This window comes from Nonomuraea sp. NPDC005730 (assembly GCF_040630865.1).
Classification (GTDB): domain Bacteria; phylum Actinomycetota; class Actinomycetes; order Streptosporangiales; family Streptosporangiaceae; genus Nonomuraea.
In genome coordinates this window covers 1-24,108 of the sequence record NZ_JBEXYK010000011.1, presented here as the reverse complement: position 1 = coordinate 24,108, position 24,108 = coordinate 1, and the positions used below count along the sequence as shown (strand labels likewise).

21 protein-coding genes are annotated in these 24,108 nt (G+C 71.8%); 7 read left to right on the top strand and 14 right to left on the bottom strand.

All coding sequences use genetic code 11. The annotated features are described in order from the left end of the window. Positions 1 to 27: 27 nt before the first annotated feature. The 6 genes from ABZ444_RS16390 to ABZ444_RS16365 form a co-directional block, all read right to left on the bottom strand. Positions 28 to 1,515, bottom strand: a complete 1,488-nt coding sequence (locus ABZ444_RS16390) for a cation acetate symporter (RefSeq protein ID WP_357964520.1) — start codon at positions 1,513 to 1,515, stop codon at positions 28 to 30. Between the two features lie 19 nt (positions 1,516 to 1,534). Continuing rightward, positions 1,535 to 1,984, bottom strand: a complete 450-nt coding sequence (locus ABZ444_RS16385; RefSeq protein WP_357996764.1) for a hypothetical protein — start codon at positions 1,982 to 1,984, stop codon at positions 1,535 to 1,537. After that, entirely contained in the window at positions 1,981 to 2,730 is a 750-nt protein-coding gene (locus ABZ444_RS16380; protein WP_357964524.1) for a LytTR family DNA-binding domain-containing protein, read from the bottom strand. Before ABZ444_RS16380 ends, ABZ444_RS16385 begins: the two co-directional genes overlap by 4 nt. 114 nt (positions 2,731 to 2,844) lie before the next feature. Beyond that, positions 2,845 to 4,023 (bottom strand): histidine kinase, encoded by a 1,179-nt coding sequence (locus tag ABZ444_RS16375; RefSeq protein ID WP_357996761.1) that lies wholly within the window; start codon positions 4,021 to 4,023, stop codon positions 2,845 to 2,847. A gap of 46 nt (positions 4,024 to 4,069) precedes the next feature. Next, the gene (locus ABZ444_RS16370) at positions 4,070 to 4,483 is read right to left on the bottom strand and encodes an HIT family protein (protein ID WP_357964526.1); all 414 of its coding nucleotides are present in this window, start codon (positions 4,481 to 4,483) and stop codon (positions 4,070 to 4,072) included. After that, a complete protein-coding gene (locus ABZ444_RS16365) occupies positions 4,480 to 5,187 on the bottom strand; it encodes a DUF1838 family protein (RefSeq protein WP_357996758.1) in 708 nt (235 codons plus the stop codon). The genes ABZ444_RS16370 and ABZ444_RS16365 overlap by 4 nt, the downstream gene beginning before the upstream one ends. A gap of 52 nt (positions 5,188 to 5,239) precedes the next feature. On the opposite strand from ABZ444_RS16365, the gene ABZ444_RS16360 reads away from it, so the two are divergent. Together ABZ444_RS16360 and ABZ444_RS16355 are read left to right on the top strand one after the other, a co-directional pair. After that, on the top strand, positions 5,240 to 6,796 hold the full coding sequence (locus tag ABZ444_RS16360) for an MFS transporter (protein WP_357996755.1): 1,557 nt from the start codon (positions 5,240 to 5,242) through the stop codon (positions 6,794 to 6,796). A gap of 5 nt (positions 6,797 to 6,801) precedes the next feature. After that, positions 6,802 to 7,404, top strand: coding sequence for a helix-turn-helix domain-containing protein (locus tag ABZ444_RS16355; protein WP_357996753.1), 603 nt, complete (start codon positions 6,802 to 6,804; stop codon positions 7,402 to 7,404). Here ABZ444_RS16355 and ABZ444_RS16350 read toward each other — a convergent pair. From ABZ444_RS16350 to ABZ444_RS16335, 4 genes are read right to left on the bottom strand one after another with little or no spacing between them, the layout of a single operon-like run. Then, the gene (locus ABZ444_RS16350) at positions 7,391 to 7,828 is read right to left on the bottom strand and encodes a protease inhibitor I42 family protein (protein WP_357996750.1); all 438 of its coding nucleotides are present in this window, start codon (positions 7,826 to 7,828) and stop codon (positions 7,391 to 7,393) included. The two genes, ABZ444_RS16355 and ABZ444_RS16350, sit on opposite strands and share 14 nt — an antisense overlap. Continuing rightward, positions 7,825 to 8,763: a YihY/virulence factor BrkB family protein gene (locus ABZ444_RS16345; protein WP_357996747.1), complete on the bottom strand. Its 939-nt coding sequence runs from the start codon at positions 8,761 to 8,763 to the stop codon at positions 7,825 to 7,827. The genes ABZ444_RS16350 and ABZ444_RS16345 overlap by 4 nt, the downstream gene beginning before the upstream one ends. A 2-nt stretch (positions 8,764 to 8,765) precedes the next feature. After that, positions 8,766 to 9,398: a DUF3618 domain-containing protein gene (locus tag ABZ444_RS16340; protein WP_357996744.1), complete on the bottom strand. Its 633-nt coding sequence runs from the start codon at positions 9,396 to 9,398 to the stop codon at positions 8,766 to 8,768. Beyond that, the gene (locus tag ABZ444_RS16335; RefSeq protein ID WP_357996741.1) at positions 9,395 to 9,775 is read right to left on the bottom strand and encodes a phage holin family protein; all 381 of its coding nucleotides are present in this window, start codon (positions 9,773 to 9,775) and stop codon (positions 9,395 to 9,397) included. The genes ABZ444_RS16340 and ABZ444_RS16335 overlap by 4 nt, the downstream gene beginning before the upstream one ends. A 295-nt stretch (positions 9,776 to 10,070) precedes the next feature. Here ABZ444_RS16335 and ABZ444_RS16330 point away from each other — a divergent pair, with 295 nt between their 5' ends. After that, positions 10,071 to 12,968: an SNF2-related protein gene (locus ABZ444_RS16330; RefSeq protein ID WP_357996738.1), complete on the top strand. Its 2,898-nt coding sequence runs from the start codon at positions 10,071 to 10,073 to the stop codon at positions 12,966 to 12,968. A 2-nt stretch (positions 12,969 to 12,970) separates the two neighbouring features. After that, positions 12,971 to 13,744 (top strand): SWIM zinc finger family protein, encoded by a 774-nt coding sequence (locus ABZ444_RS16325; RefSeq protein ID WP_357996734.1) that lies wholly within the window; start codon positions 12,971 to 12,973, stop codon positions 13,742 to 13,744. A 2-nt stretch (positions 13,745 to 13,746) separates the two neighbouring features. On the opposite strand, the gene ABZ444_RS16320 is transcribed toward ABZ444_RS16325, so the two are convergent. The 3 genes from ABZ444_RS16320 to ctaD form a co-directional block, all read right to left on the bottom strand. Next, positions 13,747 to 14,685, bottom strand: coding sequence for a diacylglycerol kinase family protein (locus ABZ444_RS16320; RefSeq protein WP_357996731.1), 939 nt, complete (start codon positions 14,683 to 14,685; stop codon positions 13,747 to 13,749). Positions 14,686 to 14,763: 78 nt separating this feature from the next. Further along, entirely contained in the window at positions 14,764 to 17,514 is a 2,751-nt protein-coding gene (locus ABZ444_RS16315; RefSeq protein WP_357996728.1) for an immune inhibitor A domain-containing protein, read from the bottom strand. 213 nt (positions 17,515 to 17,727) lie between these two features. Next, on the bottom strand, positions 17,728 to 19,425 hold the full coding sequence (gene ctaD, locus ABZ444_RS16310; protein ID WP_357996725.1) for a cytochrome c oxidase subunit I: 1,698 nt from the start codon (positions 19,423 to 19,425) through the stop codon (positions 17,728 to 17,730). A 183-nt stretch (positions 19,426 to 19,608) separates the two neighbouring features. Here ctaD and ABZ444_RS16305 point away from each other — a divergent pair, with 183 nt between their 5' ends. Further along, the gene (locus ABZ444_RS16305) at positions 19,609 to 20,814 is read left to right on the top strand and encodes an aminotransferase class I/II-fold pyridoxal phosphate-dependent enzyme (protein WP_357996722.1); all 1,206 of its coding nucleotides are present in this window, start codon (positions 19,609 to 19,611) and stop codon (positions 20,812 to 20,814) included. On the opposite strand, the gene ABZ444_RS16300 is transcribed toward ABZ444_RS16305, so the two are convergent. Beyond that, a complete protein-coding gene (locus tag ABZ444_RS16300; protein ID WP_357964553.1) occupies positions 20,811 to 21,383 on the bottom strand; it encodes a hypothetical protein in 573 nt (190 codons plus the stop codon). The genes ABZ444_RS16305 and ABZ444_RS16300 overlap by 4 nt on opposite strands. A 52-nt stretch (positions 21,384 to 21,435) precedes the next feature. Here ABZ444_RS16300 and ABZ444_RS16295 point away from each other — a divergent pair, with 52 nt between their 5' ends. Both ABZ444_RS16295 and ABZ444_RS16290 read left to right on the top strand, forming a co-directional pair. Further along, positions 21,436 to 22,797, top strand: a complete 1,362-nt coding sequence (locus ABZ444_RS16295) for an FAD-linked oxidase C-terminal domain-containing protein (protein ID WP_357996719.1) — start codon at positions 21,436 to 21,438, stop codon at positions 22,795 to 22,797. Positions 22,798 to 22,958: 161 nt separating this feature from the next. Continuing rightward, on the top strand, positions 22,959 to 24,101 hold the full coding sequence (locus ABZ444_RS16290; RefSeq protein ID WP_357996716.1) for a protein kinase: 1,143 nt from the start codon (positions 22,959 to 22,961) through the stop codon (positions 24,099 to 24,101). The last annotated feature ends 7 nt before the right edge of the window (positions 24,102 to 24,108 follow it).

Genomic DNA, 24,108 nt, shown 5'->3' with positions numbered 1-24,108 from the left:
GAAGGTCTCGACAGGCCCGGGGCGGGGTCAGGGGGAGCGGGGGTGCCAGTCGCCGCGGTCCAGGTCGAGGTTTTCCGGGGTGTGGAGGCGGACCATCGTGCGGGCCACGCCGGGCGGTACGCGGTGCGGGGTCAGGAACGACACCGACACCATCACGGTGAACGCGATCGGCACCGTCCAGGCCGCCGGCTGGGCCAGCAGCGCCCCGGTGAGCCCCTCGTACGGCCCCCCGGTGATCGTGGCGAGCACGGCCGAGCACGCCAGCCCGCCTCCCACGAACAGCCCCGCCAGCGCTCCGGTCGTGGTGAGCCGCCGCCACCAGATGCCCAGCACCAGCAGCGGGCAGAACGACGAGGCGGCCACCGCGAACGCCAGCCCCACCACGTCCGCGACCGGCAGCGCCCGCGCCCACAGCGCCAGCGCCAGCGGCACGGCGACGGCCATGAGGGTGGCGATCCGGAACGAGCGCACCCCGCCCTTCAGCAGGTCCTGCGCGATCACCCCCGCGACGGACACGGTCAGCCCCGAGGAGGTGGACAGGAAGGCCGCGAACGCCCCGGCCGTCACGAGGGCGGTGAGCAGGTCGCCGAGCGTGCCGCCGATCATGCGGCTGGGCAGGGTGAGCACGACCGCGTCGGTACGCACGAGGTCGGGGGCGTAGAGGCGGCCGAGCCAGCCGTACAGGGCGGGCAGCAGGTAGAACGCGCCGAGCAGGGTCAGCACGACCAGCGTCGTACGGCGGGCGGCCCGGCCGTCGGGGTTGGTGTAGAAGCGCACGAGCACGTGCGGCAGGCCCATCGTGCCGAGGAACGTGGCCAGGATCAGCGAGTACGTCGAGTAGAGCCCGTACTCCTTGGCCCCGGCCAGCGGCATCTGCCAGGTGGTCGCGTCCTGGACGCTGAGGGCGGGCGCGCCGTCGCCCTTCCAGGCCAGCAGCAGGAACACCAGCGGCACGGCCAGCGCGGTCAGCTTGAGCCAGTACTGGAACGCCTGCACGAACGTGATCGACCGCATGCCACCGGACAGCACGTTCACCGCCACCACGCCGGCGACCAGCAGCCCGCCCGCCCACACCGGCGCCCCGGTGATCGTCCGCAGCACCAGGCCGGCGCTCTGGAACTGCGGCATCAGGTACAGCCATCCGATCAGGACGACCAGCACGCTGGCGGTCCTGCGTACGGTCATCGACTCCAGCCTGGCCTCGGCGAAGTCGGGCAGCGTGTACGCGCCCGAGCGCCGCAGCGGCGCCGACACCAGCACCAGCAGCACCAGGTAGCCGCCGGTCCATCCGACGGGCAGCCACAACATGTCCACGCCGTAGGACAGGATGAGCCCGGCGACGCCGAGGAAGGAGGCCGCCGACAGGTACTCGCCGCCGATGGCGGAGGCGTTCCACAGGGGGCTGACGGTCCGGGAGGCGACGTAGAAGTCGGAGGTGGTGCGGGAGAACCTGATGCCGTACGCGCCGATGAGCACGGCCGCCGCCATCACGACGACCACCGCGGTGAGGCTCACGAGGGGCCTCTCGCGCCGGTCACCGGCGTTCCACCAGCTCGGCGAAGTGGCGTTCGTTGCGCTCGGCCTGGCGGACGTACAGCCAGGCGCCGATGACGAAGGCGGGGTAGATGAGCCCGGCCAGCACCGCCCACGGCAGGGAGACGCCGAGGACGTCCACCTCGCGCAGTTCGGGGATGAGCAGGAACAGCAGCGGCAGGCCGCCGACCACGCAGGCCAGCACGGTGCAGACGAACAGGGCGAGCCGGAACTGGGTGCGCAGGAGCGAGCGCATGTAGACCTCGCCGAGGCGGGTCTGCTCGTCGATCTCCCTGGTGGCCGGGTAGCGGGGGCGGCGGGCGGCGGCGGTGCGCGGGCTGGTGACGCTGACCCGGCGCGGCGTCTCGGAGCGGCGGAAGGCGTCCATGCGGCGGGCGGCGTCGGTGCGCGGCGGCCCCGCCGGGCGCCCTGGCCGGGGATCGGGGGTCATTCCGTCCTGCCCTTCCTGGCGCGGCGGACCAGCAGGTCGCGCAGCTCGCGGGTGTGCCGCCGGCTCACCGGGAGCTCGGTGTCGCCGACCCGAACGCTGCACCGGCCCGAGTCGATGTGCAGTTCCTCGATGTGCTTGACGGCGACCAGATGGCTGCGGTGCACCCGGACGAACCCGGCCGGGGCCCAGCGTTCCTCCAGCGTGGCGAGCGGGATGCGGACGAGGTGGCTGCCGTTCGCGGTGTGCAGCCGGGCGTAGTCGCCCTGGGCCTCCACGTAGACGACGTCGGCGCTGGAGACGAACCGGGTCACGCCGCCCAGCTCGACGGGGATGGTGTCGCTCTCGCCGGTCTCGGCGGGCACGTCGGACGAGACCGCCACGCGCCTGATGGCCTCGGCGAGCCGTTCGGGACGTACCGGTTTGAGCAGGTAGTCCTCGGCCTTGATCTCGAAGGCGTCCACCGCGTGCTCCTCGTACGCGGTGACGAACACGACCCGCGGCGGGTTGGCGAACTGCGACAGCAGCCGTCCGAGCACGACGCCGTCCAGCCCGCGCATGCGGATGTCGAGGAAGACGGCGTCGATCGGGCGGCCCTCGGCGATGCCGCGGTCCAGCAGGCGCAGCGCGGCCGCCCCGTCGCGCGCCGTCACCACCTCGCCGATGCGGGCGTCGGCGCGGAGCAGGTAGGACAGGTCCTCCAGCGCGGGTAGCTCGTCGTCCACCGCCAGGACGCGCAGCCCGGTCACACGTCACCCCTCACACCTCGAATGCATTAGACAGTGATGAAACCGGCACCAAACGTCAAGGCCGTCACGGCGGGGTCACAGGTGGGAGCAGGTGTGCGGGGAGACCGGCGGGGGTCAGCGGACCGAGACGCCGGGGTGGTACTTCGGCAGGCGCACGTTGACCTTGGTGCCCGCGCCCGTGCCGGTCTCGACGACCAGGCCGTACTCGTCGCCGTAGACCTGGCGGAGCCGTTCGTCGACGTTGGCCAGGCCGACGCCGCCGGTGGGGGCGATCTCGCCGGCCAGGATGCGGCGCAGCCGGTCGGGGTCCATGCCGAGGCCGTCGTCCTCGACGCTGATGCGGCACTCGGCGCCGGCGTCCTCGGCGATGATCGTGATGCGGCCGACGCCGTTGCGGCTCTCCAGGCCGTGCCGGACGGCGTTCTCGACCAGCGGCTGCAGGCACAGGAACGGCACCGCCACCGGCAGCACCTCGGGGGCGATGCGCAGGGTGACCTGCAGCTGGTCGCCGAACCTGGCGTGTTCGAGGGTGAGGTAACGCTCGATCGAGTGCAGCTCCTCGGCCAGCGTGGTGAACTCGCCGTGCCGCCGGAAGGAGTAGCGGGTGAAGTCGGCGAACTCCAGCAGCAGCTCGCGGGCGCGTTCGGGGTCCGTACGGACGAAGGAGGCGATCGTGGTGAGCGAGTTGTAGATGAAGTGCGGCGAGATCTGCGCGCGCAGGGCCCGGACCTCCGCCTCCATGAGCAGCGTGCGCGAGCGGTCGAGCTCGGCCAGCTCCAGCTGCGAGTTCACCCAGCCGGCCACCTCCTGCGCCGCCCTGACCAGGCCGGCCGAGGCGTTCTGCCCGTAGGCGGCCAGCGCGCCGACCAGGCGGTCGTCGGTGGTGAGCGGGACGACGACGGCGTGCCGGATCGGGCATTCGAGCAGCTCGCAGTCGATGGTGAGCACCTGGGTGCGGCCGTCCTGCAAGGTGGCGGCGGCGTGCTCGAACGCCTGGGCGGCGTGGTGGTCGCCGGCGCCGTCGTAGACGAGCAGGCGCTCGCGGTCGGTGATCGCGAGCGCGGCCGAGCCGAGCAGCGCGCGCAGGTGGCGGGAGGCGCGTTCGGCGCCCTCGGGGGTCAGGCCGGCCCGCAGCGGCGGCCCGGCCATGGAGGCGGTGTGCAAAGTCTCGAACGTGGCCCGCTCGGCCGGGCTGGTGCCCAGCTCGCGGCGGCCCCGCATGACGCGCCAGAGCACGATCGCGGGCACGCCCACCAGCACGGCCACGACGGCGACGCCGACCAGGTACTCCACGCGCCCCGAGCCTAGCGCCCGCCGCCGCCCGCCCCGCCGGCCCCCCTCACTCGGCCGCCAGCGCCTTGGCGACGGCCGCCGCGTAGGTCTCGGCCTCCTGCGCGGACTCGTAGGTGGTGCGCGGCCAGAAGAAGCCGCGCAGGCCGTCCTTACGGTTGCGCGGCACGACGTGCACGTGGAGGTGGGGCACGCTCTGGCTGACCCGGTTGTTCATCGCCACGAACGTGCCGGCCGCCGCCAGCCCCTCCTCCACGGCCCTGGCCATGGCCTGGACCCGGGAGAAGAACGGCCCGACGTCGGCGAGGTCGGCCAGCGTCTCGACGTGGAGCCGGGGCACGACGAGCACGTGCCCCTTGAAGACCGGGCGGGTGTCGAGGAAGGAGACGGCCACCTCGTCGGCGCTCACCACGTGGGCGGGACGCGCGCCGGCGATGATCTCGCAGAACAGGTCGGTGCTCACCGCCCGACCTTATCGGCGAAGGCCGTCCAGCTCGTCATGTTGGGCGCGGTCCACTCGGCGGGGGCGTGCAGGAAGTGCTCGCCGACGCGCTCGCGCAGCCGTCCGGGGACGTCGGCGACCTTGGCGCCCCTGCAGTGGTAGACCAGCCCGCCCGGCCGCTGCCCCATGGCCATCCAGGGCAGCCAGGGCGAGACCCGGCACCAGGAGAAGACCGCCGGCACGTCGGGCATGCCGGACTCGACGTCGGCGGCCGAGGCGAAGAACTGGAACAGTTCCAGCGCCCGATACGTGTCCCGAGCCGAGTTTTCCGGATATTTCGCGACAGGTAGCGGCGAAGGGTAGGAGAGGCGGATGTCGGCGTTGAAGACGACCTGCTCCCCCAACCGCGTCACCGGCACCGGATAGGCCCCGAGCCGCTGGTTGACCGGGTCGTTGAAGACGTGCTGCACCTCGACGGACCGCCCGGTGAGCGGGTTGTCCCACACGTCGACCGGTTCCCTGGTCCTCGGGTCGAGGTAGAGCGCCGCCTCCCTGGTCAGCAGCTCCCAGCCGCCGTCGGCCGGGCGAGCCCGCGCCACGTTCAGGCCCTCGAAGCCGAACAGGTGGTGGGGGCCGTCGTCGTCCTGCCAGCCGTAGACGTCGCCGGTCCAGCAGGAGATCGTCTCGGCGCCGTCGGCCGAGGCACGCACCCGGATGAAGTCCATGATCCGGAGCTTACCCCTTGTTTCGAGACAGCATGTTGCTATCTTTAGGGACATGGTGTCGCTAAATGAGCGGACCCGGCAGAGCTGGCTCCCGCTGATCGTGCTCGGCGTCGGGATGTCGATGATCATCATCGACGCGACGATCGTGAACGTCGCCGTCCCCGCGATCATGGACGATCTGGGGTTGTCGGCCACGGACGTCGAATGGGTGAACTCCATCTACTCCCTGGCCTTCGCCGCCCTGCTCATCCCCCTCGGCCGGACCGGCGACGTGCACGGCAGGCGCCGGATGTTCGCCGTCGGCCTGGTGGTGTTCCTGGCCGCGAGCATGCTGGCCGCCTCCGCGCCGAGCGGCGCGCTGCTCATCGCCGCCCGCGTCGTCCAGGGGGTCGGGGCTTCCATGGTGGTCCCGATGACGCTGGCGATCATCAACTCCCTCTACACGGGCTCCCGCCGGACGATCGCCTTCGCCGTCTGGGGCTCGATCATCGGCGGCATGGCCGCGCTCGGCCCGCTGCTCGGCGGCTGGGTGGTGACCGACTTCGGCTGGCGCTGGGCGTTCTGGGTGAACCTGCCGATCGGCCTGCTCGTGCTGCTCGGCACGGCCAGGGTGCCCGAGTCGAAGGACCCGGCGGCGGGCGGCTCGGACGTCCCCGGCGTGCTGCTGTCGGTGGTCGGCCCGGCCGCGCTGGTGTTCGGCCTGATCGAGGGCCAGCGCTACGGCTGGTTCACGCCGACCGGCGAGGCCACGCTGTTCGGGTGGGCCTGGCCGCTCGGCGGCGTCTCGCCGATCCCGTTCGCCTTCGGGCTCGCGGCGCTCGCGCTGGCCGCGCTGCTGCTGGTCGAGCGCTCGCGGACACGATCGGGCCGCCCGGTCGTGCTGGACCTGTCGCTGTTCGCCATCCCCTCCTTCCGGTACGGCGGCGCCGCCGCGATGATCATCAGTCTCGGCGAGTTCGGCCTGATCCTGGTGCTGCCGCTGTTCCTCCAGGCGGCCATGGGGTTCACCGCGTTCGCCACCGGCCTGATCATCGCCTCGCTGGCCGGGGGCACGTTCCTGGCGGGCGGCGTCGTCCCGCGGCTCGGCCTGGCGCCCAGGCTCATCGTGCGGCTGGGGCTCGTCCTGGAGGCCGTGGGCGCGATCGCGATCGGCCTGGCCGTCTCCCCCTCGCTCGGCCCGTGGACGCTGGTGCCCTGGCTCGTCCTGTACGGCGTCGGCGTCGGCTTCGCCTCGGCCCAGCTCCCGAACGTGATGCTCGCCGACGTGCCCGCCCGCCGCTCCGGCGTGGCCTCCGGGCTCCAGAGCACGATCCGCCAGCTCGGCGCCGCCGTCGGCATCGCGGTGCTGGGCGCCGTCCTGGTCACCGGCCTGGACGCGGCGATGGCCGAACGCCTGCCCGGCAAGCCCGCGCTCGGGCAGGCCGTACGGGAGAGCGCCGGCGCGGCCATCGCGGCGATCAGGGAGCCCGCCGACCACGCCGCCGCGGTGGCGGCGGGCGCCGACGCCACCCGCCGGGTCACGATCGTGACCGGCATCGTGCTGTTCGGCGGCGTCGGGGCGACGTTCCTGCTGCCCGATACTGGGAGGAGACGACGCGAGGAGGAGTGAGTCCGGTGCCGAGGATCAGCGCGGCCACGGTGGCCGACCATCGGGCCAGCCAGCACGCGGCCCTGCTGGCGGCCGCCATGGAGATCCTGGCGGCCGAGGGCCCGGCCGGGCTCACCCCCGCGGCCGTGGGCGCGCGGGTCGGGCTGGCCCGCTCCAGCGTCTACCGCTACTTCTCCGCCACCGCCGACATCCTGGCCCAGCTCGTGGAGGACGCGATCCCCCGCTGGGCCGACCGGCTCGTCACGGCCACCCGCGACGGCGGCCTGGAGGAGCGGGTGCGCGCCTTCGGCGCCGTGTCGCTGGCGTTCGTGACCAGCCCCGACCACGCGCTGCTGCGCGCGGTGGCCGCGGTCGACCTGCCCGCCGAGTGCCGCCACCGGCTCGACCAGCTGCACGAGACGATGATCGAGCCGCTGCGCGGCCTGCTCGCCGAGGCCGGGGAGCCGCATCCCGACCTGGTGGCCCACCTGGGGTGGAGCATCCTGGGCGAGGGCCGGCGCCGCCTTGCCGCGTGCGCCGACGCCGGCGCCGGCGCCGGCGCCGACGCCGAGATGATCACCGCGACCACCCTCGACGTGTTGTGCCGCGCCGTGCTCAGCGCACGGTGATCTCGAAGATCGCCTCGCCCGACTGCCGCCTGCTCTCCTCGTCGGGCGGCGTCGAGCTCCGGCCGCACCGCCAGCAGTCGCGCAGCGTGATCTCGGCGGTGCCCGGGCTCTTGGTGTTGAAGACGAAGTAGGCGGTGCCGCCGCTGCCGGGGCCCTGACCCGCGCTCTTCCGCTCCTCGCTGATGTAGGAGGCCACCCTGGCGTCGGGCACCGCCGCCAGCCGCCAGTTGTCGCCCACCGAGGGGTTGTCCGGGACGGCCAGTGAGAACCGCTGCCCGGGGCGCAGCTCGGCGTGTACGGTCGTGCCCTTGGCGCCCTTGACGACGGTGCCGAAGTCGCTGACCGCCGAGCCGCCGCCGCAGCCGGCCACCAGGCCCGAGGCCACCAGGGCGAGTGCGGCGACGACGGCCTTTCCACGCTTCACTCGGGAAGGCTATCCTCCTTCGGCGGATCCCGGGGCTCCACGTACGGCTCCTGCCCGACGGGCTCGCCCTCGGCGATCTGGCGTTCCCTGATCAGCTCGGCGTCCAGCTCGGCGCCCAGCAGCAGGGCCATGTTCGACAACCACAGCCAGATCAGGAACACCACGACGCCGGCCAGCGTGCCGTAGGTCTTGCCGTAGGACCCGAAGTGGGCCACGTACAGGGCGAAGCCGCCGGAGACCACGACCCAGAGCACCACCGCGAGCAGCCCGCCGGGGGTGATCCAGCGCACGCCGGGCTGGCGCACGTTCGGCGCGGCCCAGTAGAGCACCATGATCAGCCCGGTCGCGACGAGCGCGAGCACCGGCCATTTCAGGATGTCCCAGGCGGTCACCAGCGCGCTGCCCACGCCGAGCGCCCTGCCGACGCTCCTGGCCAGGTCGCCGGTCAGCGCGACGGAGATCGCGCCGAGCGCCAGCAGCACGGTGGCCAGCACGGTGAGCCCGATCCGGAGCGGGGTCACCTTCCAGAACGGACGCCCCTCGTCGATGTCGTAGATGGTGTTGCCGGCCCGGATGAACGCGCCGATGTAGCCCGACGCCGACCAGAGCGCGACCAGCAGGCCGACGATCGCGACCAGGCCGGCCGAGGCCGCGTTCTCCTGGACCGATCGCACACCCGTGACGATCAGGGAGCGCACCTCGTCGGGCGCCAGCACCACGAGGTTGCCGACCAGGGTGGCGGTGTCGCGCCTGCCGAGCAGGCCGAACACCGACACCAGCACGATCAGCGCCGGGAAGATGGACAGGACGGCGTAGTAGGTGAGCGCTGCCGCGAGGTCCTGGACGCCGTCGTTGCGGAACTCGACGACGGTGCGTTTGAGCACGCTCCACCAGGCCCTGCGCGGCAGTTCCGCAGGTCTTTCGGGGGAACGCACGCCTACTTCGCCCTGTTGCGCTTCCTGAGGCGCCTGACGACGAGGGCCGTCACCGCCGCCGCCGCGGCCAGCAGCAGCACGGGACGCTTGCGTGCCCCGGTGGCGGCGTCCTTGACCTGGTGGGGCGTGGCCTCGCGGACCTTGCCCGCGACCTCGCCGGCCATGCCCTTGGCCGTGCCGGTCACCTCGGCGGCCTTGCCCTTGGCCACGCCGGTCATCTCGGCGACCTTGCCCTTGGCCGTGCCCGCCGCCTCGGTGGCCCGGCCCTTGAGGTCGGCCTTGTGGGCCAGGGCGCTGACCGTGTCGCCCAGTTCGTTCCTGGTTTCCTTGATGCTTTTTCGCACGTCGTCCTCTTCCTCTTCCTCGTCGTCCTCGCCGCGGCCTCCGGCCAACGACTCCTCCTCGACCGCGCGGCTCTCCACCGCCTCGGTCCGGTCGTCGGGCACGGGGGGCTCGGGGATGAAGGTCTCGTGCTCCTGCCGGGCCAGCTCGGCCCGTTCGGCGTTCTCCGCAGCCCCCGGTCTCGTCGGAGGCACGTTGATCGACTCGCGTTCGGTCGGCGTGCCGACGGTCGCCCTGCGGGCGCCCACGTCACCGGCGTGCTGCTCGCTGTATCCGGGGTCCGTCTCGCTCATCGGCGTGCCCTCTCCTTGACCATGTCGATATCGGCCTTGACGCTCGCGATGGTCTCTTCGGGGACCGGCGGCGTGGCCTGTTTCACCTGGTTCTTTCCGGTCAGGCCGAGCAGGGCGGCGGCGATGAGCAGGACCGCCCCCACGATCGCGGCGGCCGCCCACCCGGGCATGACCAGAGCGAGGAGCAGGACGACGGCGGTCACCAGCGCGGCACCGCCGAAGAACGCGGCCATCCCGGCCGCGCCGAACAGCCCCGCGCCGAACCCCGCCCGCCTGCCCTTCTCCGCGAGCTCCAGCCTGGCCAGGCGCAGCTCGTCCTTGACGAGCCTGGAGACCTGGTCGGACAGATCACTGACCAGCTTGTGGGTATCGTTCACGACGTCGCCTCCTCCGCTGAGCAAGGCGACTACCCAGCTGACCGCCTGTTATTACCTCTTGGCGGCCTTCAGCAGGAACCGGAGGACGGACGCCACCGGCGACTTGGGCGCCTCGCACCAGTTGTCAGGCTGCTTCGGCTTGCTCCACGGTGAGGGGAGCTCGCACGAGGGAGCCTGCGGCTCAGGCCGCTCACACCACGATCCGGGAGTGTTCATACTTCGATGGTACGACTTGCGGCCCGGCCCGCAGAAGACTCGCGGACCGGTCGCTCCGGGCCGGCGGTAACCTGCCGGGGTGCTGGTACACGGGGTGTGGGCGGGTGACGGGCTCGCCTTCTGGGGAGAGGTTCCCGATCGGGCCGCCGCCGTGTCCCGTGGGGCGGGCGAGCGGCCCCATCCGTTCGCCGCGTCCCCGGCCGAGCTGCCCGGCGCGCCGGGGCTCGGGGTGGGCGGGCCGCCGTCCAGGGTGCTGGAGCTGCTGCTGCCGGGGTCGGCCAAGGGGCCGCTGCCCTCGCCGGAGACGGGGCTGCTGACGGAGGTGGCCAGGCCGCGGCTGCTGCCGTGGCGGGTGCCCGCGGTCGTGCTGCCGCCCGCCGAGGCCCTACGTGCGCTGGACGGCCGGCCGGGCGACGCCACCGCCACCGTCCGCCACTGGGCCGCCGTCGCCGCACTCGCCCGCGACCTGGCCGGCCGCGGCCGGGTCGTCCCCCAGCTCGTGCCCGCGCCCGATGCCGACGGCGCCGCGCTGGCCCTGTGGCGGCCCGTGCTGACCGGGGCCGACGCCGCCTACTTCCGTGACCTGGCCCTGGCCATGCCGCCCGCCTGCCGCACCTGGGCCGCCGAGCGCCCGGCCGCCGGGGTGCAGCTCCAGGCGCTGGAGGCGTTCACCGACGCGCTCGTCCGGCAGGCCGTCACCACTCCCCTGGCCGCCGCCCCCACGACGCCGCGGGAACGGTGGCTGGCCGCGCTGACCGGCGACCCGGCCTGCCCCGACGACCCCGGGCTGCGCGAGGAGCTGGACCGCTGGCGGGCGGCCGTCATGGCGGCCGAGGGCGCCACCCGCGTCTGCTTCCGCCTGCTCGAACCGGCCGCCGGCGACGACTGGCGGGTCGAGCTGGCGTTGCAGGCCGCCGACGACCCCAGCCTGTACATCCCGGCCGCCCGCGTCTGGAGCGGCGAGAAGGGCCTGCCCGGCCGGCCGGAACGCGAGCTGCTGGCCGGGCTCGGCCGGGCCGTGCGGCTCTACCCCGAGCTGGACCGGGCCCTGCGCGTGCCGGAACCGAGCGAGCTGGCGCTCGACACGGCGGGTGCGTTCGGCTTCCTGCGCCAGGCCGCGCCGCTGCTCCAGGCGGCCGGGTTCGGGGTGCAGCTGCCGCGCTGGGCGGGCCGTACGCGGCTCGGGCTCAAGCTCACCACCAGGACCAAGCCGCAGACGGCGGCCGTCAGCCAGGGCTTCGGGCTGCGTGAGCTGGTCGACTTCCGCGTCGACCTGGCGGTGGGCGAGGAGACGATCGGCGAGGCGGAGCTGGCCGAGCTGGCCAGGCTCAAGGTGCCGCTGGTCCGGGTCCGCGGCCAGTGGGTGGAGCTGGACGACCGGCAGCTCAAGGCGGCGCTGCGGGCGGTGGAGGGGGTGCGCGCGGGCGAGGCGGCGGCGGCCGACCTGCTGCGTCACGTCATCCAGGGCGACGACGAGCTGCCGTTGCTGGCGGTCGACGCCGACGGCGTGCTCGGCGACCTGCTGTCGGGCCAGGCCGAGCGGCGGCTCACCCCGCTCGCGACCCCGCCGGGCCTGGACGCCGTGCTGCGGCCCTACCAGGAGCGCGGCCTGGCGTGGCTGAGCTTCCTGTCGGAGCTGGGTCTCGGCGGGGTGCTCGCCGACGACATGGGCCTGGGCAAGACGGTCACGACGCTGGCGCTGCTCGTCCACGAGCGGGCCGCCGCGCCGACGCTGCTGGTCTGCCCGATGTCGCTGGTGGGCAACTGGCAGCGGGAGGCGGCCAGGTTCGCCCCGGGGCTGCGTGTGTACGTCCACCACGGTTCGGGCCGGGACGCCGCCCGCATCGCGGAGGCCGACCTGGTGATCACCACGTACGGCACCGCCCACCGCGACCTGGAGACCCTGCGGGAGCACGAGTGGCGCCGGGTGGTGTGCGACGAGGCCCAGGCGATCAAGAACAGCGGCACCCTCCAGGCCCGCGCCGTCCGGTCGATCCCCACCGGCACCCGGCTGGCCCTGACCGGCACGCCGGTCGAGAACCACCTCGCCGAGCTCTGGTCGATCATGGAGTTCGCCAATCCCGGCCTGCTCGGACCGCGGGCCCGCTTCCGCACCCGGTTCCAGGAGCCCATCGAGGCCCACCAGGACGAGCAGGCCGCCGATGCGCTGAAGCGGGCGACGGGCCCGTTCATCCTGCGCCGCCTCAAGACCGACCGGTCCGTCATCTCCGACCTGCCGGAGAAGATCGAGATCAAGGAGTGGTGCCCGCTCACCCCCGAGCAGGCCACGCTCTACCAGGCCGTCGTGGACGACATGCTGGCCCGGATCGACGACAGCGAGGGCGTCGAGCGGCGCGGCCTGGTGCTGTCGGCCATGGCCAGGCTCAAGCAGGTCTGCAACCACCCGGCCCACCTGCTCAAGGACGGCTCCCGCCTGGCCGGCCGGTCGGGCAAGCTGGCCCGGCTGGAGCAACTGGCCGAGGAGGTCCTGGCCGAGGGCGAGAAGGCGCTGCTGTTCACGCAGTACGCCGAGTTCGGGACGATGCTCCAGCCCTACCTCGCCCAGCGGCTCGGCCGCCCGGTCCTGTGGCTGCACGGCGGCCTGCCCAAGAAGACCCGCGACCGTCTGGTCGAGCGTTTCCAGCACGACCGGGAGCCGATGTTGTTCCTGCTGTCGCTCAAGGCGGCCGGCGTCGGGCTCAACCTGACGGCGGCGAGCCACGTGATCCACGTCGACCGCTGGTGGAACCCGGCCGTGGAGGACCAGGCCACCGACCGGGCCTTCCGCATCGGCCAGCGCAGGAACGTCCAGGTGCGCAAGCTGATCTGCGCGGGCACCCTCGAAGAGCGCGTCGACCAGATGATCGAGCGCAAGAAGGCGCTGGCCGAGCGGGTGGTCGGCGCCGGCGAGGAGTGGCTGACCGAGCTGTCCACCGACGAGCTGCGCGAGGTGTTCCGCCTCACGGGAGGGTCCTGACCATGCCCGACTGGTACGACGGCGGCGGCCCCATCGAGGTCGAGGGCGGCCTGCGGGCCCGGTCGCGGCGCGGCAGCATCGGCTCGGCCTGGTGGTCCAGGCGCTTCGTCGACATCCTGGAACGCGTCTGCGACAAGGGCCGCCTGTCCCGCGGCCGCGCCTACGCCCGCAAGGGCCAGGTGCTCTCGATCGACCTGTCGGCGGGGCTGGTCCGGGCGTCCGTGCAGGGGTCGCGGCCGGCGCCGTACGACGTCGTGGTCAGGATCGGCGTCCACGGCGAGGACGTGTGGGCGCGGCTGGAGGAGGCCGTCGCGGCGCAGGCCGTCCACCGGGCCAGGCTGCTGGCCGGGGAGATGCCGGTCGAGATCGAGGAGCTGTTCGCCGCCCATGGCGTCGACCTGTTCCCGCGCGACCTGGACATGGAGTGCTCGTGCCCCGACTGGGGGTTCCCGTGCAAGCACCTGTCGGCCGTGCTCTACCTGCTGGCCGAGTCGTTCGACGACGACCCTTTCCTGGTGCTGGCCTGGCGCGGGCGCACCCGCGAGCAGCTGCTCGGCTCGCTGGCCGACGACCCGCCCGCGCCCGATCCGCTGGAGGTGGCCGACGTGCCGTTCGCCGACCGGCTGGCCGACTTCTACGCCCCCGGCGCCACCGCGCACCGTCCGGAACGCCGCCCCGCCGCGGCCGCCGCCGACCTGCTGCCGCGGGTCTTCCCGCCGCCCGCCGGCCTGGCGGACGCGCTCGCCCCCGCCTACCGGGCGCTGGGCGAGGGCTGAGGTCAGTTGTCCTCGAAGGAGTCGGGGACCATCACGCGCACGCCGTTGGGCACCACGCGCAGCGTGATCGGGGTGCGCAGGCGCACCTCGCCGTCGACGTCGGCGGCCATCGGCGGGTCGGTCTCCAGCAACATCTCCCGGCCGACCACGAACGGGCCGCCCGCCAGGCTGCGCCAGCGGCCGGTGGTCGCCCGCAGCAGCGTCTCGCCGAGCAGGCGCAGCTTCTTGCCAGAGCCGAGCTGGTAGGCCACCAGCATGCCGTTGTCGATGCTGATGTCCCTGGCCACCTGCCAGCCGCCGTGGAAGCGGCCGTTGGCGATGTTGAGCTGGTGGGTGAGCAGCTCGTGGCGCTGGCCCTCGACGGTGATGTAGGCCCGGAAGGGCCGGTGGCCCGGCAGGACGGTCAGCGCGGTCATCGGGTAGGCCGGACGGCCCACGATGCGCTTGAGCCACGGCTTGACCCGGCCGGCCACCTCGACCGAGACGCCGAAGCTGGCCAGGTTGGCGAAGGGCCGGTCGCCGGCCATGCCGAGGTCGATGTCGGCGACCTTGCCGGTGGAGAACACCCGGATGGCGCCGGCCAGGTCGAGCGGCAGCCCGAGGCTCCTGGCGAAGTTGTTGGTGGTGCCGAGCGGCAACACGCCGAGCGCCACGTCGCGGTGGGCGACGTGGCGCACGGCCGAGGAGAGGGTGCCGTCGCCGCCGCCCACGATCAGCAGGTCGGGGTTGGTGGCGAGGGCGGTGTCGAGCAGGTCGCGCAGCCGCTTGGGGTTGTAGACCGACAGCTCGGCCAGCGGCTCGAACCCCAGGTTGTGCAGCTGCTCGATGACCTCGAAGTAGTGGTGGCGGCCGCGGCGTGAGCGAGTGTTCACCACCACCGCCACCCGGCGATCCCGCCGGATCGCCTCAGTGTGCTCGATCTTGGTGCGCAGTTCGCTCATGGTCATCAATCGTAGGCGCTGTATCCGCCGCTCAGTGCTGGATCGAGGGCCGCCGGAGACCCGGCGGCCCTCCTCACGCTACTTCTTCGGCGGGACGACCTGGACGATGGCGCCCAGGTTGCCCGGCAGCGGGCTGATCAGCTTGAACTGCACGCCCAGCGCCTTGCCCTCGTCGCCGGGGTTGCCCGAGCCGGCGACGTGGCCGTTGCCGAGGTCGGTCCCGTACAGCTCGGTGGCGGGGGTGCCGTCCAGGTGCACCACGCGGGTGCTGTACGGCTGGTCGCCCTTGCTCGGCACCACCGTGGAGGCGTCGAAGTCACGGTAGTAGAGCGAGCCGTTCTGCAGCTCGAAGCCCGGAACCCAGGTCTTCGCGTCGGTGAAGTTCGGCACGCCCTTGAGCGCGGGGACGTTGGTGCAGTACTCGCTGAACGGCTCGTCCGGCGCCTCCAGGCACTCCTTCAGCGGGTAGGTCTTGTTGAAGGAGAACGCCGCGTTCGAGGACTGCGTACGGCCTTCCAGGTTCTTGTGCCTGGTCGGGTCCTTCTCGGCGGCGGTGCCGGTGCGGCGCAGCGGGTCGTAGTGCGAGTCCACGACCAGCAGGCTGCCCTTGGAGCCGATGCTCGGCGGCAGGGTCAGGTTGTTGACCACCGAGTTGTTGGTGAAGGTCGAGTCGCGGTACCAGACCAGCAGGCCGGGCGCGTTGTACTTGACCTTCTCGACCTTCCACGCCCCGTCGCGGGAGTAGTTGGTGTCGTAGGCGTACTGCAGGCCCTTGTCGAAGCCGTCGAAGTTGCGCCACTCGGCGAGGTAGAAGCGGGAGATCTCGCGCGAGCCGTTGTTGACGGTCCAGCCCTGGCCGCTGGTGTTGGTGAACGTGCCGCCGGTGGCCTTCCAGCCGTTGTCGCCGTTCTCGACGTCGTCGCTCCAGACGGCGGTGCCGCCGTTGGTGAGCGAGAAGTCGTCGGCGTGCCAGCCGCGCGGCTCGAAGGCGGCGTCGGTGTTGTAGGTCAGGCGCAGCTTGATCGACTGCCCGGCGTACGGCGTCAGGTTGACGTAGTCGTGCCGCCACTGGCCGCCGGTGTCACCGGTGAGCCCGTACTTCTTGTTGCCGAACGTCTTGAGGTTCTTGTTCGGGTCGGGGTAGCCGTCGGGGGTGCTGACCTCGGTGCCGGCCTCGTCGTAGACCTTGAGCTGGGTCCACGTCTGGCCGCCGTCGGTCGAGACCTCCACGAAGCCGAAGTCCCAGTCCTGCTCGATCTCGTAGTTGTTCCACATCCAGAACCGCACGTCGGAGCCCGCGGGCACCGGGACGTCGCGGGTCAGGGTCTGGTTGGCCCAGTCCTGGTCCAGGTTGGACCACCAGGCCTTGGTGCCGCTGTGCGGGTCGATCATCTTCAGCGGCGTGGAGGCCAGGTTCACCCGGACGCCGTCCTCGGTGAGCTTGGGCGTGCGCGAGGACTGCCCGACCGTGACGAGCCTGCTGGCGTCACCCGGGTTGAACGTCTTCGGGTTGGCCCAGCCGAGCACCCACTTGTCCCACAGGCCCATGTGCGTGGGCATGGACTGGAAGATGGGGCCGGAGTGGGAGCCGCTGGACATCAGGTCCCAGAAGTCCACCGCGGAGCTGGCCTGGCCGCTGGTGTCGTACAGGTCGGGCAGGCCGAGGTCGTGGCCGTACTCGTGGGCGAAGACGCCGACGCCGGAGTCCTCGGGCTGCACGATGTAGTTGGAGATCTTCTTGTCGCTGCCGGGGATCTTGTAGCCGCCCGCGACCGCGCTGGAGTGCGCCCAGATGGCGTAGGTGCCCTCGGCGCCGCCGTCGGAGGACTTGTCCTTGCCGGCGTGCACCATCACCAGGTGGTCGATGACGCCGTCGGGCTCGTTGAAGTTGCCGTCGCCGTCGGAGTCGGCCACGTCCTCCAGGTCGTAGTCCGCCCACGGGAAGTTCGGCTGGGCCGCGGCCAGGGCGTTGACCGTGTCGATGGCGAGCTGGCCCGCGCCGGTCGGGTTGCTGGGGTGACCCGACATGTCCTGCGGCTGGCCGCCACAGGCCGCGGCGCCGTAGTACGCCTCGGAGTGCGGGGCCTTGATCCAGCCGACCGCCGAGCCGGTGACGGAGTAGGCGCCCTTGGACAGCTCCTCGTACATCTTCTTCATCGTGAAGCCGGAGATGTCGATGCCGGGCTTGCCGTCGCGCGGGTCCTTCAGGTCCTTGCGCACGCGCTCGGTGATGCCCTTGTCGCTGTAGAGCATCTTGTTGAAGTGGTCGGTGCTGAAGTCCTTCAGCCAGAAGGAGTTGTTGTCCTTCTGCGGCAGCGTCGCCGGGTCGGGGATGTTGTTGTGCAGCGGGCCGTTCTTGAGCGTGCCCGGCGGCTCGACCACGCAGTCGTCCGGCGGGCTGTCGGTGGTGCGCAGCCGGTTGAAGCCGGAGAAGTCGTCGTTCGCCTGCTCGTTGAACTCGACCAGGACGGTGAGGAGCTTGGCGGTCTTGACCTGCTTGGAGTTCTTGAAGATCCATTCAGCCGGGTTGCGGCCGGTCCTGATCGCCTGGTTCTCGCGGGCGGCGAGGACGCGGGCCGCGGCGGGGTTCCCGCTGACGAACTTCCTGTCGAACTTCTCCGCCGGTGAGAGCGAACGGGCCTTGCCCTTGTTCAGGCCGGGTTCCTGCGGCTCCTTCTCGACCCGCGGGGGCGCGTAGTTGATGTAGTAGTCCGCCGCCGAGGGCTGGTAGCTGGCCACTGACGTGGCCTGGGCCGCCGGGACGGTCAGCGCGGCGCCGAGGAGGGCGACCGCCGGGAACACGACTAACAGGCGCTTTGAGCTTGGCACCAGGTACCCTCTCTGCCCGGGGTCGCCGGGCGCATGGCCATAGGGTGTGCAATGCCGGACGCTAGAGGGTGGATAAACGGGTCGTAAAGTACGTTGTTGAAATGTGATCAAACTACGACATTTTGACCAACAGAATTGCCGCGGCGGCGTCGCCCGCAATGGCCTCGCATAAACGGAACAACGCGATCTTGAAACGCCGGATCCCCCGGAGGGTCAGTCGGTGGCGAGCACCGGCGGCGGCTGCTCGGGGCCGGTGTCCGGCTCCACCGCGGGCGTCGCGTCCTCGTGCGGGTAGTGCAGGTCGAACGCGGGCCGCTCGGAGCGGATCGGCGGCATGCTGGTGAAGTTGTGCCGCGGCGGCGGGCAGGAGGTCGCCCACTCCAGCGAGTTGCCGTAGCCCCAGGGGTCGTCGAGCGTGACCCTGGGCGCGTGCCTGGCCGTCTTGTACACGTTGTAGAGGAACGGCAGCGTCGAGGCGCCGAGCAGGAACGCCCCGGCCGAGGAGATCTCGTTGAGCGCGGTGAAGCCGTCGGCCGGGCTGTAGTCGGCGTACCGGCGCGGCATGCCGAGCTGGCCGAGCCAGTGCTGGACGAGGAACGTGGTGTGGAAGCCGGCGAACAACGTCCAGAAGTGCACCTTGCCGAGCCGGTCGTCCAGCATCTTGCCGGTCATCTTCGGCCACCAGAAGTAGAAGCCGGCGAACATGGCGAACACGACCGTGCCGAAGACCACGTAGTGGAAGTGGGCGACGACGAAGTAGGTGTCGCTGATCTGGAAGTCCAGCGGCGGCGAGGCCAGGATGACGCCGGTCAGCCCGCCGAGCAGGAACGTGACCAGGAACCCGACCGCGAACAACATCGGCGTCTCGAACGACAGATGGCCGCGCCACATCGTGCCGATCCAGTTGAAGAACTTCACCCCGGTCGGCACCGCGATGAGGAACGTCATGAACGAGAAGAACGGCAGCAGCACCTGCCCGGTCGCGAACATGTGGTGCGCCCACACGGTCATCGACAGCCCGGCGATGGCGATGGTGGCCCCGATCAGGCTCATGTAGCCGAAGATCGGCTTGCGGCTGAACACCGGGATCACCTCGGTGATGATCCCGAAGAACGGCAGCGCGATGATGTAGACCTCGGGATGGCCGAAGAACCAGAACAGGTGCTGCCACAGCAGCGGCCCGCCGTTCGCGCCGTCGAAGACGTGCGTGCCGAGCTTGCGGTCCGACTCCAGCACCAGCAGCGCGGCGGCCAGCACGGGGAAGGCCATCAGCACGAGCATGCTGGTCAGCAGCACGTTCCAGGTGAACAGCGGCAGGCGGAACATGGTCATGCCCGGGGCGCGCATGCCGATGATCGTGGAGATGAAGTTGACCGCGCCGAGGATCGTGCCGAGGCCGGACATCACCAGGCCCATGATCCACAGGTCGCCGCCGACCTGCGGCGAGTGGATGGCCGACGACAGCGGCGTGTAGGCGAACCAGCCGAAGTCGGCGGCCCCGCCCGGGGTGAGGAAGCCCGCCAGCACCATGAGCCCGCCGAACAGGAACAGCCAGTACGCCACCGCGTTCAGCCGGGGGAAGGCCACGTCGGGCGCGCCGATCTGCAGCGGCATGACCACGTTGGCGAACCCGGCGAACAGCGGCGTGGCGAACAGCAGCAGCATCACCGTGCCGTGGATGGTGAACAGCTGGTTGTACTGCTGCTGGCTGAGCACCTGCATGCCGGGCTGCGCCAGCTCGGCCCTGATCAGCATGGCCATGACGCCCGCGACGAGGAAGAAGCCGAAGGAGGTGATCAGGTAGAGGTACCCGATGACCTTGTGGTCGGTCGTCGAGAGCCAGGAGGCGATGACGGTCCCGGTACGGCGGCGCCTGACCTGCTCGATCGAGGTCTGCCGAACAGTCGCCACGGCTGCTCCCTCCTTCGCGGAGTTGTGCCTGCCCGATGTCCTCCATTCCACTCCGGCGATCGCCGGACGGGAAGCGCTTCTTTAGAACGTCTTTGAACCGGTGTCCCACATGCCGGGCGATTACCGGACCCCTGGTGGATTTCTTCTATCCTTTGGACCGAACCGACTCGGAGGAGAGATCTCGTGACCGCACAGAGTGACTACGCCGCCCTCGTCCAGCGGGGGCTCTCGCTCGACCTCACCCGGGGCAAGCCGTCACCGCGCCAGCTCGATCTCTCCGACGGCATGCTCAAGCTGCCCACCTCCGTCAAGGCCGCCGACGGCACCGACGGCCGCAACTACGGCAACCTCCAGGGCCTGCCCGAGCTGCGCGAGATCTTCGCGCCGCTGGTCCAGGTGCCCGCCGGGCAGCTCGTCGTGGGCGGCAACTCCAGCCTGACGCTGATGCACGACACGATCGTGCACGCGCTGCTGTCGAAGGTGCCGGGGGCCGAGCGCCGCTGGGTCGAGGAGCCGGAGATCACGTTCCTGTGCCCGGTGCCCGGCTATGACCGGCATTTCACCATCTGCGAGCGGCTCGGCATCAAGATGACGGCCGTCCCGATGAACGCCGACGGCCCGGACATGGACGTCGTGGAGCGCCTGGTCGCCGCGGACCCGGCGGTCAAGGGCATCTGGTGCGTGCCGAAGTACAGCAACCCGTCCGGCGTCACCTACAGCGACGAGACCGTGCGCAGGCTGGCCGCCATGCCGACGGCCGCCCCCGACTTCCGGATCATGTGGGACAACGCCTACGCCGTCCACCACCTCACCGACACGCCGGACGAGCTGGCCGACCTGCTCGCGCTGGCGGCCGAGCACGGCAACGCCGACCGCGTGTTCGTCTACGCCTCCACCTCGAAGGTGACGTACGCGGGCTCGGGCGTGTCGTTCTTCGGCTCCTCGCCGGCGAACGTGGAGTGGTTCCTCGCCAACACCGCCAAGCAGTCCATCGGCCCCGACAAGCTCAACCAGCTCCGGCACGTGGAGTTCCTGCGCGACGCCGCGGGCGTGGCCGCGCACATGCGGCGGCACGCCGAGCTGATCGGGCCGAAGTTCGAGCTGGTCGACAAGGTGCTGACCGAGCGGCTCGGCGGCCTGGCCACCTGGACCAGCCCGCGCGGCGGCTACTTCATCAGCCTGGAGGTGCCGCACGCCGCCGAGGTCGTGGCCAGGGCCAAGGCCGCGGGCATCGCGCTCACCCCGGCCGGCGCCACCCACCCCTACGGCCAGGACCCGGCCGACCGCACGATCCGCATCGCCCCCACCTTCCCCGAGCTGGACGAGCTGGAGCAGGCCATCGAGGGCCTGGCCGTCTGCGTCCGCCTGGTGGCGGAGGAGCGCGGCTAGATCGCCCGGCCCCGGAAGCCGAAGATGTACTCGCGCGTCTCGCCCGGATGGAACGAGACGCCGACCCCCGGCTCGAACGCGACGTTGTCGCGGGCGCAGTAGTACAGCCGTTCCCACACGGCCAGCGCCTTCTCCCGGGCCGGGGCCTCGGCGTGGTCGCGCCTGCGGGCGCCGCGCGCGCCGAGCACGAACAGCAGCCCGAGCCCCCAGAACAGCCCGGTGAGGCAGAACGGCGCGAGCAGCACCTCGCTCCACTGCGAGTCCTTGCCCATCGCGATCACCAGCGACACGACGAGGTGCACCAGGGCCGCCACGCCGAGCATGATCCACCCCTGGTTCCTGGCCCAGGGCGTGTAGTGGCGGCTGGGGAACGACATCCACACCGCGAGCTGCGTACGGCTCATGACGTGCTTCGACGCGCCCATCGACGGCGCTGTCGGCAGGTCGGCGACCTCGCGCTGGCCGGGCAGCCTGACCCTTCCGATCCGGTATGTCGTCCCCGAGGCGACCGCGCCCGGAACCGAGACGAGCTGGTCAGCCTGCGTACATACCGGGCACCTGACTTCCACCCAGGGCAGTCTGGCCTTAAGGAACGGTCCGCGCAAACCGTAAGGTGCAGGTGTGAGACCGATTGATGCCCTGGTGAACTCGCTGTCCGAAGCTCGCGTGCTGACCGACCCGGACGTGATCGACTCCTACGCCCGCGACCGCACGTTCGTCGAGCCGGGCAAGCCGCTCGGCGTGGTGCTCGCCGCCTCGCGCGAGGACGTGGTGACGACCCTGCGGTGGGCCACCGAGCACCGGGTGCCGGTCGTGCCGCGCGGCGCCGGCACGGGCCTGGCGGGCGCGGCCACCGCCGGCGACGGGACGATCGTGTTGTCGCTGGCCAGGATGACGGCCATCAGGGAGCTCTCGCCCGCCGACGAGATCGCCGTGGTGGAGCCGGGCGTCATCACCGCCGACCTCGACCGCGCCGCCCGCGAGCACGGGCTGATGTACGCGCCGGACCCCTCGTCGTACGAGATCTCCACGATCGGCGGGAACCTGGCCACCAACGCCGGCGGCCTGCGCTGCGTGAAGTACGGCGTCACCAGGGACGCCACGCTCGGCCTTGAGGTCGTGCTGGCCGACGGGCGGATCCTGAACACCGGCCGGCGCACGATGAAGGGCGTCACCGGCTACGACCTGACCGGGCTGTTCGTCGGCTCGGAGGGCACGCTGGGCGTGATCACCGCGGCCACCGTGCGGCTGCGGCGGGCGCCGGCCGCGCCGCCGGCGACGTTCGCCGCCGAGTTCGGCTCGCTGCGCGAGGCGGGCGCGGCCGTGTCGGCGATCATGGCCGCGGGCTGCCAGCCCTCGCTGATGGAGCTGCTGGACCGGGCCACGCTGGAGGCCATCGACGACTGGCGCAACATCGGGCTGGAACCGGCCACGCAGGCCATGCTGATCGGCCAGTCCGACGCCACCGACGGCCAGGCCGTGGCCGCCCGCATGGAACGGCTCTGCCTGGACAACGGCGCCTCGTTCGTGGCCGTCTCCACCAACCCGCAGGAGACCGAGGAGCTGGTCGGGCTGCGCAGGATGGCCTACCAGGCCAAGGAGCGGCTGGGGGCGTGCCTGGTCGAGGACGTGTGCGTGCCGCGCTCGGCGCTGCCCGAGATGATCACGGCGATCGAGGCGGCGGCGGTCCGGCACGGCGTGCGGATCTGCACGGTCGCCCATGCCGGTGACGGCAACCTGCACCCGGTCTTCATCTTCGAGCACGGCACCGCCGAGCCGCCCGCGCAGGTGTGGGCCGCGGCCGACGAGGTGTTCCGGCACGCGTTGTCGCTCGGCGGCACGCTGACCGGCGAGCACGGCGTGGGCGTGCTGAAGCGGCGCTGGCTGGGGCTGGAGTCCGGGCCGGTGGCGGCCGAGGTGCAGCAGGGCATCAAGGCGGTCTTCGACCCGCTGGGCATCATGAATCCGGGCAAGGCCATCTGAATTTGCCAAGCCGTGACCTTGGGCTCCGGCGCGGACACGACCTGCGACGAAACACTGACATGTCCCGTCAAAAGGTGGACTTAGTTAGAGGTCCGGCAGACGCCCCACATGTCACGCTGGTAGCGTTTTGCCCCATCTGTTGGTTGTGATGGGGGTCTCACGTGAATCAGTTCCAGCCGCTGGCGGCGGACGACCCGCGGCGGCTGGGGGCGTACGACATCGTCGCCCGGCTCGGCGAGGGTGGTCAAGGTGTCGTTTATCTGGGCAAGAGTGACTCAGGTGACCAGGTCGCCGTCAAGCTGCTGCACAACGCCCTCGTGGCCGACGCCGACGCGCGGACCAGGTTCCTGCGCGAGGTGGCGGTGGCGCAGCGGGTCGCCCGGTTCTGCACCGCGCCCGTCCTCCACGCCGACCTGGACGGGAGCCGCCCGTACATCGTGAGCGAGTACGTGCCCGGCCCCTCGCTGCGCGAGCTCGTCATCAACGAGGGCCCGCGGCGGGGCGCGGCGCTGGAACGGCTCGCGATCAGCACGGCCACCGCGCTGGCGGCCATCCACCGGGCCGGGATCCTGCACCGCGACTTCAAGCCCGCGAACGTGCTCATGGGCCCCGAGGGGCCGGTCGTGATCGACTTCGGCATCGCCCGCGCGCTGGACTCCCCCGGCGCGACGGCCACGGGGATGGCGATGGGGACGCCGTCGTACCTGGCGCCGGAGCAGCTCAGCGGGGCCGCCGTGTCCGAGGCCGCCGACGTCTTCGCGTGGGGCGTCACGATGGTGTACGCGGCCACCGGCAAGCCGGCGTTCGGGGCCGACTCGATCCCCGTGGTGATGAACCGCATCCTGAACGAGGAGCCGCAGCTCGGCGGGATGGAGGGCGAGCTCGCCGCACTGGTCGGCCTGTGCCTGTCGAAGGACCCGGCGCAGCGGCCGAGCGCCGACGAGCTGATCGTCCGGCTCACGGGCCAGCCCGCTCCCAAGGCCGCCATCGAGCCGGTCACCGGCGCGACCGCCACCCCGGCCGTGCCGCACCAGGCCGGCCCCGCGACCGGCGGGCCGCACGCGGGGGCCTCCGGTGCGGCGCAGGACGCCTACCCCGGTCCCTGGACCCAGCCCACCGGCACCAACGCCGTGCCCCGGCAGCCCGGTCCCGACAACCGTCCCGCCCCCGGCGTCCCGCAGGCACCGGCGGGCGGCCCCCAGGGTGCGGCGGGCCCTCAGGGCGCGGCGACCGGCCCGACCGGCCCCGGCGCGCCAGGCTCTTGGAAGGTGATGACGCGCATACCCCACACTTACGCTTTTTGATCAAACA